This is a genomic window from Ochrobactrum sp. MYb379, assembly GCF_037479515.1.
Classification (GTDB): domain Bacteria; phylum Pseudomonadota; class Alphaproteobacteria; order Rhizobiales; family Rhizobiaceae; genus Brucella.
Window position 1 is genome coordinate 80,333 of sequence record NZ_JBBGYW010000015.1, and the last position, 9,016, is coordinate 89,348.

A 9,016-nucleotide genomic window follows, 5' to 3' on the forward strand; every position below is an offset into this window, starting at 1 on the left:
TGCCTCACACCTGCTTCTTTGTGACCGTCAGATTTTCCATCGATTGGCGGGCGAAAAGCTCTTCAAAGCTTGGGATGCGCCCTATCCTCTCGATGTTTTTCTGTGTCTGATGAATGATCCAGCCATAGGTGCCAAGACTATCAATGGAAAGCGTGTTGCGGCCTTGCAGCGCTTCCTTGTAATCGCGCAACCGCTTGGCTGCGACCATGACAGCGAGTGCTTCATCGTCATAATCGGCAACTGCTTCGCGCGAATAACGGCTCAGCCTGTGTAACAGCGAAAAGTCTTCGGTCAGCACCAGATTGCGCACGGCTTTATCGACCGCCGGATCAGATGGTCCGCTGGCATTTGGCACACGCGCCATGGCAACGGCCTGCGCCATGCTCAGCACCGTGTAATTGTTGAGAAGCGTGTACATTTCCTCAGTATCGGTTTCGCCATAACCAGGAACACGTCCGTTCAGAACCGCCTTGCGATTGCGATAGGCAAGCTTGAACTTACGGAGCTGATGCGCTGACAGGGCGGTTGCGAGTTCCTCAACCAGATCCTTGCGGCTCTTTGCTTTAAGGATCGCATCGCTATCCTGATAGAGCAGCAGCGCACGAGGCATGCCATAGACGAAATTGTGCTTCTCGCTTTCCCAGTTCTCAATCAGCCATTGCGCCTTTTGGGAACCTGTGGCTGCGACATGCCATTGCAGCATCTGATAAATGGCATCGGCGTGGAAGGCACATTGCGGATCGCCTTCAACATCCAGACGTCCGATCAGGATCGAGTCATGGCTGATCTTAGCGCCCAGTTCGCCATAAGGGTCATATTGATAGGCAAAACCGCCGCTCATCCCGTTACCAAAACCCTTGCCGAAGCCGCCAAGATTAAGCACCGCGCCGTTGGTCATGTATTCGCAGCAGAAATCGCCAACCCCCTCGACCACAGCCGAAGAGCCGGAATTACGCACGGCAAAACGATCACCGGCCTGCCCTTCGACAAACAGCCTGCCACCAGTTGCGCCAAACAGCGCGAAGTTGCCAATCAGGACATTTCCCTCGGGCCCTTCCGAACCGCCACCCGGCGAACGAACAGCGATGGTGCCGCCGCCCGCACTCTTGCCCACGCCATCATTGCAGGTGCCAATATGGGTGAGCGCCATGCCGTCGTTACAGAAGGCACCAAAGGACTGCCCCGCAGAACCGGAGGTGAAAATTTTCACGCTCTCAGCATCAAGATAGCGTCGTCCGCGCCTATCGGTCAGAACCGCGGGCGCTTTGGCTGCCTGCTCGTCACTGATCTCATAATTGAGCATCCGCTCAATATCGACCGCAAGCTGACCGCCAACACTCTTGTTGCGATTGTTGAGGAAACGATTGCCACCGAGCGTCACAGATGCACGCTCACCATCAATCAACGCATGACGCAGCAGCTCGATAAAGCCATCATCGACCGAATAGTCCTTTTCCATGTAGACCGGATCATCGATGCGAACTTCATGGACCACAGCAAGCATGGCGCGCAAATCAAGCTGGCCTACGCTCGACGGATGATCAAGCAAGTGCAGCAGATCGGACCGGCCACGCGCTTGTGCCAGCGATACCAGGCCAAGCTGCGCCAGAGTTTCACGCGTTTCATGGGCGATGTTCATCAGATATTGCGCAAGCGCACGCGGATCGCCGCCAAAGACTTCCTGATTGGTGGTAAGGCCAGCCGGGCATTTGACGTTACAGTTCTTGGCCATGACGCATTTGAGCATCATCAGTGCCGTGGTGCCGAACTCGAAACTGTCACCGCCAAGCAGCGCCGACTTCACCACATCGCTGGCCGTCTGATGTGCGCCCGAGCAACGCAGCTTGACCTTCTGCCGCAGACCATTGGCGCAAAGCGCCTGATGCACTTCTGCAATGCCGATTTCCGCCGCACGACCGGTATATTTAAGGCTGGTCACGGCCGCAGCACCCGTGCCGCCGGTATTGCCAGCAACATTGATAACATCTGCGCCCGCTTTGGCGACGCCAACTGCGATCGTGCCAATGCCTTCCGATGATACAAGCTTGACGATGACGCGAACGCGCGCTGCCTTACAGTCATGGATCAGCTGCGCAAGATCTTCGATGGAATAAGTATCATGGTGTGGGGGTGGCGACACCAGTTCGACGCCCGGAGTGCCGCCACGCGCTGCCGCGATTTCCACCGTCACTTTTTGGGCTGGAAGCTGACCGCCCTCGCCGGGCTTTGCCCCCTGCCCGATCTTGATTTCCAGCTCCTCCAGCATCGGATCGGCAAGATAGCCAGCCCAAATGCCAAAACGGCCCGAAGCAAACTGCTTGATGCGCGAGGCGCGGATCGTGCCATAGCGTGAAATATGTTCCCCGCCCTCGCCCGAATTCGACATGCCACCGACCATATTGGTGCCATGCGCAACCGCTTCATGGGCGTTGGAGACCAAAGCGCCATGGCTCATGGCACCCGATGTCAGAAGTGGCGTTATTTCGCAGGCCGCCTGCACGGCATCAAGCCCGATGCTGTCGGGGGCTGAACGTATCAGACCAAGATAATCAAGCGCCTGCCCTGCCGCATGAACGATCAGCGCACCGCCTTCAAGCCAGTGACCGAGAATATCGGATTTGAAGCGCATCACCAGTGACTGACCAAGCGCCGCAAGCCGTGCAAGATCTCCACCCAACAGCCCCGTAAGCTTCAACCGGAACTGATCATCGGCCAGCGTTTCGCAGCTTAAGCCGCGCACCATGAAGCTATTATTGCCCTTGCGCGAAAAGCGACCCATTTCCTTTTTGAAATCTTCAGGCGCGGTCAGGAAGGTCAAATCTGCGGGAAAAGACAGTACGTCGCGTAGTGCTGCCGGACGGCGCGCACGCTCTTCACTCATCATGCGGATGAAGGACCGATAGCCCGGCGTAATGTTGAAACGATCAATCGCATCATTCGACAGCCGGTCATAGCCACTGGCGCGATAAGCCGTGTCATTGATGCCGAATGCATCTTCCAGACGGCCGAGCGTAAGTAAGCGCAGGAAAGGATCTTTTTCGGCCACCGCACCGTCAAAGCTGATTTTTTCTTCCGTCATATCGACGAAGCCGCGCACCGCCGTGGTGCCGAACGAATGCCCTGCCCCTTCTGCGCGCTCCTTGAAAAGACCGAGTAGCGGGATTTCATTCTCACCACCAACCGTCAGTGCCTTGGCGTGCCAGTCAGCTACGGCCTGCGCGATAACCTTAAAAGTCACGCCACCAACCGGAGTTTTAACATTGGGGAAATAACGGCGCAAAACAGGATCATTGGTATCGAGGAAATTCGGCTCGAAAAATTCACCGCCGATATAGCTTTCAGCAGTGCACAGCCCGACCTTGCCCATGGTCTTCATCAGCGACTTTTCAGACGCTTTGGCAAAACGCTTGAAAGCCTTGTCGGCTTCATCGCCGAATTTTTCTTCAGCACGAAACTGCACACCCAGCGGATAGACTGCCGCCGCGCCAAAACCCAGCACGGTCGCCACATGATGCGACGAAGCCACCTGACCGCTTTCAACAATCAAAGACATGCGCAGGCGCAAACCTTCTTCAATCAGCTTCTGATTGATTGCGGATACCACAATAATCATCGGCAGAGCGGCACGCTCACGTGATACATGTCGGTCTGTTACCACCGCAATGCCGCCTTCACTGCTGGCAAAACCAGCAATCGCCGTGCAGAGATCGTCAATCGCCTTTTCCAGTGCTTGCGCATTGGCCGCCGCATCGTTGAGATCAGGCGTATAAAGCATTTCAAAACGCTTGAGCGGCGTTTCTTGCTGCTCGCGCAGCCGCAGCATGTCGAGATGCGTGAGGATTGGCGATTGCACAACGATCTGGCGCGCAGCCTTTGTCCCAAGATTTGGCTTTGCACCCAATGCAACACGGAGCGTCATACCATCAGCTTCGCGGATAGAATCGAGCGGAGGATTTGTCACCTGCGCGAAACGCTGTGAGAAATATTTCGCCACGCCGCCTTCCTGATCAGACAGCGCATTGATCGCATTGCCATAGCCCATGGCTGAAATCTTTTCGGCACCCGTGGCCAGCATAGGGTCCATCAGAAACTTGAAGCTTTCCTGATTGAGCGAATAGGCGACATAACGCTGAGACCGTTCAAGATCGCCATTATAGCGGAGCGGTGAGCCCTGTTTTTCAGCGGGAATTTCCGGCAGTTCTTCCAGCGTCACACGCGCATCACGCAGAAGCGCCTGATAGGGCCGCTGGGCGGCGAGCAGTTCCAGCGCTTCATTGGTGCCAAAGGCACGCTTTTCCGCATGATTATAATAAAGCATGCCGCCCGCTTCGATACGTCCGCGCCGAATGACGGTTTCCGGCGGAAAAGCAATCTGGCCCGCTTCCGACATGACGCAAAGATAATCACGCGTTTCGACGCTGCGGAGCGGACGCAGCCCGAGACGATCAAGACGTGCGCCTATAATGTCGCCATCGCCAAAGATCAGCGCTGCCGGGCCATCATTCTTCTCTTCCTGAAGCGAAAAGAATTCGAGCATCGCCAACACGCCTGCCGACAAGGTTTCGTCATTTTCCCATGCGGGCGGCATCATCGAAACAACAGCCGTGACCAGATCAAGCCCGTCTTCAACGACGCGCATCTGCAAGGTCTGGTCGAGACGGCAGCTGTCGGACTGGCCCTTCGGGCGAATGATGGATGCGTTCTTTGCCAGCGCAATCGCTGCTTCAGACAAGCGGTTCTTGCGGTCGGTGTTTAATTCGCCATTATGCGCCATAAAGCGGAACGGCTGTGCCATCGATGGATGCGGATCGGTATTGGTCGAAAACCGCGTATGGAAATAGATCGTGTGGATCGTGTGATCACTATCGACCAGATCACAGAAATAAGGAATGACCTCGTCAGAGTTAAGCCGTCCTTTGAACACTTGAGTGCGCGCACTCAGCGACAGCGGATAAAAGCCGGTAAACTCCGGGCGCGTATAGGCCTGCGCCTCAATGGTCAGCAGCGCTTTGTGAATGCGAAGATCAAATTCAGCCTCGCTTGCCATCTCGTCATGGATAGAGAACACCCATTGCCGGATTGGAAGCTGATACTGCACAGCTTTCGGCCGGATGACGTCATTGTTGACAGGCACGTCGCGCATCAGAAACAGCGTAAAGCCCTGCTCAGTAAGCGCGGCTTCGATGATTGCTTCTGCCTCCGGATGCAGAGACGTGTCTGCTGGCAGGAAGAAATTGCCGACACCATAACGGCGATGCGCGAGATCATCCTTGCCTGTGAGCTTGCGGAAAAAGCTAAGAGAAAGGTCGACAGAAACACCAGCGCCATCGCCGACGCCTTCTGACGACATGCCACCGCGATGTGGGACCGCACAAAGCGCCTCATGAGCCTTGAGCAGAACATCATGCGTCTGCACGCTGTCTTTTCGCGTAATGAAACCTACACCACAACTGCTCCGGTCTTCGGACAGATCATAAAGGCTGAGATGCGGTTCCAACTGGCTCACAATGCTTCCTCCTAAAATTGGTCAGCATTGTTGTCCTAATTTAACATGATGGTACGAGTCAAGTTTCTAAACGCAAGATTGTTATGATTTGTGCATTTATTTCGTTTTATAATGTTCAAACGACCCCATCTTTCAAAAGAAAATTATAACCGCACGTTCCAGCCAAAGCACCGCGGCGGTTTTGTTGGACAACAGGCCAGCGAGGACACATACGCTTACAATCTATCAAATTGGCAGTAGATGTAGAAAATTTGGTCCAGTACAGAGGCAAGCAAGCTCAATTGTCTGAGTTTGCGGCGCAGCTTGGCGCCCACAAAAGGAAAGACTATCGCCCTCCCCCCGTCTATATCGAAACTGATAATTGGAGAGGCAGCGTTAAAGGAGATCTCGTAAACTAATCGAGGCCATATCTGGAAGAAAAGAAGCCCAACCCAATTCGGATCAACGGCTCAATTTCTGACAATGCAGTTTTATCACACTAACTTTCAGAGCTGCCTTTTAGCTTCTCACCAAGCAGCAGCATTAGCTGCTTATTCTCAGCTTCAAGCGCATCAAGTACCTGATCGGTAACAAGTGCATCGGCTACATTTTGCTTGGGCAAACGACTGGGCTTTTGAGTTGATGCGAGAGCGGGGGGAGCCACCACATTTTTTGCGGCTCGTTGCTTAACCGCCTGCTTCTTCGCTTTGGTCTCTGGTGTTTGATTAGCTTCTTGCTTGTTGACGGTCGTTGAAACTGCTTGGTCGTCTCCGACAGCTAAAGCTGCGTGCGTGTTCTCACGCGACACATCCAATTCTTCTGTCGTGTTTTGAGCGGAAGTCTCATCGCTGTTTGCGAGGACCTGGCGAACAGCGGTATCATCGTTGAGCAATTTGCGCGCATCGGATTTGGCTTTAGGCTTACTTGCTACCACGCCTTCAACGATTGGAGGGGCATCAAAACTATCGTCGGATTTCTTCTGTGAAACGGGCTTTGTAGCTATCGCGTCAATGCTTTCCGACGCGGGCTCAATCGGTTGGTCTCGCTTATTGTCTTTGCCAGGCGATGTAGGATCTTCATTCACGGGATGTTCAACGCTTACGGCGTCTTCAACCTCAGTGTCGTTATTGCGCAGTCTCCAGTTTTTCAACTTTGCAACGAGACGCTCACTTAAAGACTTCATGGTCAGATATCCTCGCTTTTAATAAGAGCGACCTTGAGTAAGGCTGACAGAGCTAAATCAAATTACGGCAACACCAACACTAAAGCGCATTTACGTTCGGATGGAACCCGCATTGATCTCCACCATGCCAGCGAAAAATAAATCAATCGACTCATTCTAAATCTTGCGTCTGGTCCGAATTTCCAGCCTTTTAAGCATCGCCAGAAGGGCCTGATTTTCTTTTCGCAGCTTCGTACTCAATTCACGCTTGAGGTCAGTATTTTCCATCACAAGATGAGACAACTCAGCGCGAATTTCGTCGTCGCTTGAGACGCGTTCGATAACGCGCTTTTTGGGTTGAACTGCTTTCTTGTTGCGCGCTTGCGATGGTTGCTCTTCAACGATACCACTCGCTTCTGCTTTTTCAGATGGGATCTGAACTGGTGGCGCTGGAACTGGAGTGGATGTTATAGCAACAGCATCTACAACAGACATGTCATCTCTAATCGCAACTTCTGCGGTGTCTTCTTTAACGGATAGAATACGCGGTGGAGTTTTCGCTAGTTTGGACGTGGTCTCAACGTCATTTTTTTTCGATGACGGTTGCACTGCGTCACTCTCAGCAGGCGATGTGACAATAAGTGCATCTACCTCTTCTGCAATCGACTTCAAGTCAAGGTTGCCCCAAAGGGATGCGCTGTCCTTGCGACTACGCCTGTTCTTATATTCAACAACAACATTGCGGTTTGGAGTTTTCATCCGTAAACTGTTTTCCTAATGAAAAATTAGAGTAAGATAGGAGGAGCATTTTTAGGTGCTCTTTGTTAACTTGTATCAGATATTAATCCTATAATACAGGCTTTGATTGAAACTTAATATCAGCATTTGTTAGACCAATATAAATCATGATATCCTCTTCATATATTCAGATTCAAGACCGATAATCATCGAAAGCTAAATCAGGAGACACCTATCGTGGCAGATGAAAATACCCCAAATACAAATTCTACCGTAACAGAGACACCTCCAACTGTTAAGTCTGCTAAGCCGCGCAAAGCAGCAGCAAAAGCAGCCCCTGTTGCAGAAGAAAAAACAACAGCTAAGCGTAAGAAATATACGCCAGAACAACGCGCCTCTATCATGTCGTCCATTGAAGCTGCGACAAAAAATGGCAAGCAGACACTTAAAGCTGCATTGCAGCAAGCTGAAGTGAGCGAGCAGACATACTATAATTGGAAAAATGCCGCTGAAAAAGTAGCTCCAACGTCTGCTCCAAAGTCCACTCCAAAGTCGGCTCCGAAGCCAGCTTCAAAGGCCGTGAAAACTGCATCGGGCGATGATCTCGCATCATTGGTCTCATTGGAAGCGGAAAATAACAAGTTGCGCAAAGAACTGGCTACCAAGCTCCGCGAAGAAAACGCCGAACTGCGTCGTCGTCTTGGCAAGCTCTGAGGCTGACGTTCTTAAGCGCAGTTTATAGACACTATATCTGATCTATCAAGCACCTTGCCTGTGTCTTCCTTTAAGACCCATGCGAGGTGTTTGAATATGGGGCTGAAAAAGCGATGATAGGCGCGAACATTTTAGCGCCGGGCGCTGTGCTCCTGAAACCTCTCCATACATTACAAGTATGCAACTGCATGCTCTTTTAGTTTGCGCCCTGAAAATTTATCGTTCTTGAAGTATGGCTTATGCGCTGCAGAACGTCATTGAAATAGCAACAAAGAGATACACGACATAATAGATTGTCACGAAGCTCGGTCGGGTTGACGTGTTGAATGCGCGGGCAAGATCGATTGCTCAAACTGACCCTTTTGATAGGTGCTGCGGAAGCAATCTTACTGGTGGCGGTCCGGATACCGCGGATTGAAGGGCGATTGGGTTATGCGGCTGAAGCAACTGCGCGTAGCGAATGCCTGGCTTAGGGGGACTGTTTCTGACCTCACAATAGCAAGACGTTCCATGCGAAGGCCGCCACGGAAAACTTCTAAATCCCGTCCGTTGCCGCGCTCACGTGGTCCATGTGATTGATGAGTTCACGTGCGAGTGTATTGCAGCAGTTGGTGGCGAATTCGACTACATCATGCCGGGCAATCTCTAAGCAAGTGGTCATTGCGAGAGGTTAAATTCGAAACGTCATGACGAGCGGCTCCGGCATTTCGCGCTGGCAATCCGTGAAGACTATACAATTATTTGCATGATCCGCGCGAATGGAGGGTATAATACATTTTATTGTCTTTGAAACATTCGCGGATATGGATGAGTAAAATAAAAGGATTCCAATATCGGCGAATATCAAAACAATCTCTTTCTTGATTTTACATATTGCAGTATATTTTTATATAGATTTTGTATTAATTATTATTAAT

Annotated in this window: 4 protein-coding genes; 1 reads left to right on the forward strand and 3 read right to left on the reverse strand. The window is 51.9% G+C overall.

Going from position 1 to position 9,016, the window contains the following annotated elements:
• Positions 1-4: 4 nt before the first annotated feature.
• The 3 genes from WH356_RS20060 to WH356_RS20070 all read right to left on the reverse strand — a co-directional run bounded on the left by WH356_RS20060 (position 5) and on the right by WH356_RS20070 (position 7,406).
• Positions 5-5,506, reverse strand: a complete 5,502-nt coding sequence (locus WH356_RS20060; protein WP_339513980.1) for a glutamate synthase-related protein — start codon at positions 5,504-5,506, stop codon at positions 5-7.
• 478 nt (positions 5,507-5,984) lie between these two features.
• Positions 5,985-6,668, reverse strand: a complete 684-nt coding sequence (locus WH356_RS20065; RefSeq protein WP_339513982.1) for a hypothetical protein — start codon at positions 6,666-6,668, stop codon at positions 5,985-5,987.
• A 156-nt stretch (positions 6,669-6,824) separates the two neighbouring features.
• On the reverse strand, positions 6,825-7,406 hold the full coding sequence (locus tag WH356_RS20070; protein WP_339513984.1) for a hypothetical protein: 582 nt from the start codon (positions 7,404-7,406) through the stop codon (positions 6,825-6,827).
• A 216-nt stretch (positions 7,407-7,622) separates the two neighbouring features.
• Here WH356_RS20070 and WH356_RS20075 point away from each other — a divergent pair, with 216 nt between their 5' ends.
• Positions 7,623-8,099 carry a transposase gene (locus tag WH356_RS20075; protein ID WP_339513986.1) on the forward strand — a complete coding sequence of 159 codons (477 nt, stop codon included), beginning with the start codon at positions 7,623-7,625 and terminating at the stop codon, positions 8,097-8,099.
• The last annotated feature ends 917 nt before the right edge of the window (positions 8,100-9,016 follow it).

Excerpts from the sequence above, each read along its gene's own strand:
- WH356_RS20070 (WP_339513984.1), bottom strand. The coding sequence starts at position 7,406 with ATGAAAACTCCAAACCGCAATGTTGTTGTTGAATATAAGAACAGGCGT.
- WH356_RS20065 (WP_339513982.1), bottom strand. The coding sequence starts at position 6,668 with ATGAAGTCTTTAAGTGAGCGTCTCGTTGCAAAGTTGAAAAACTGGAGA.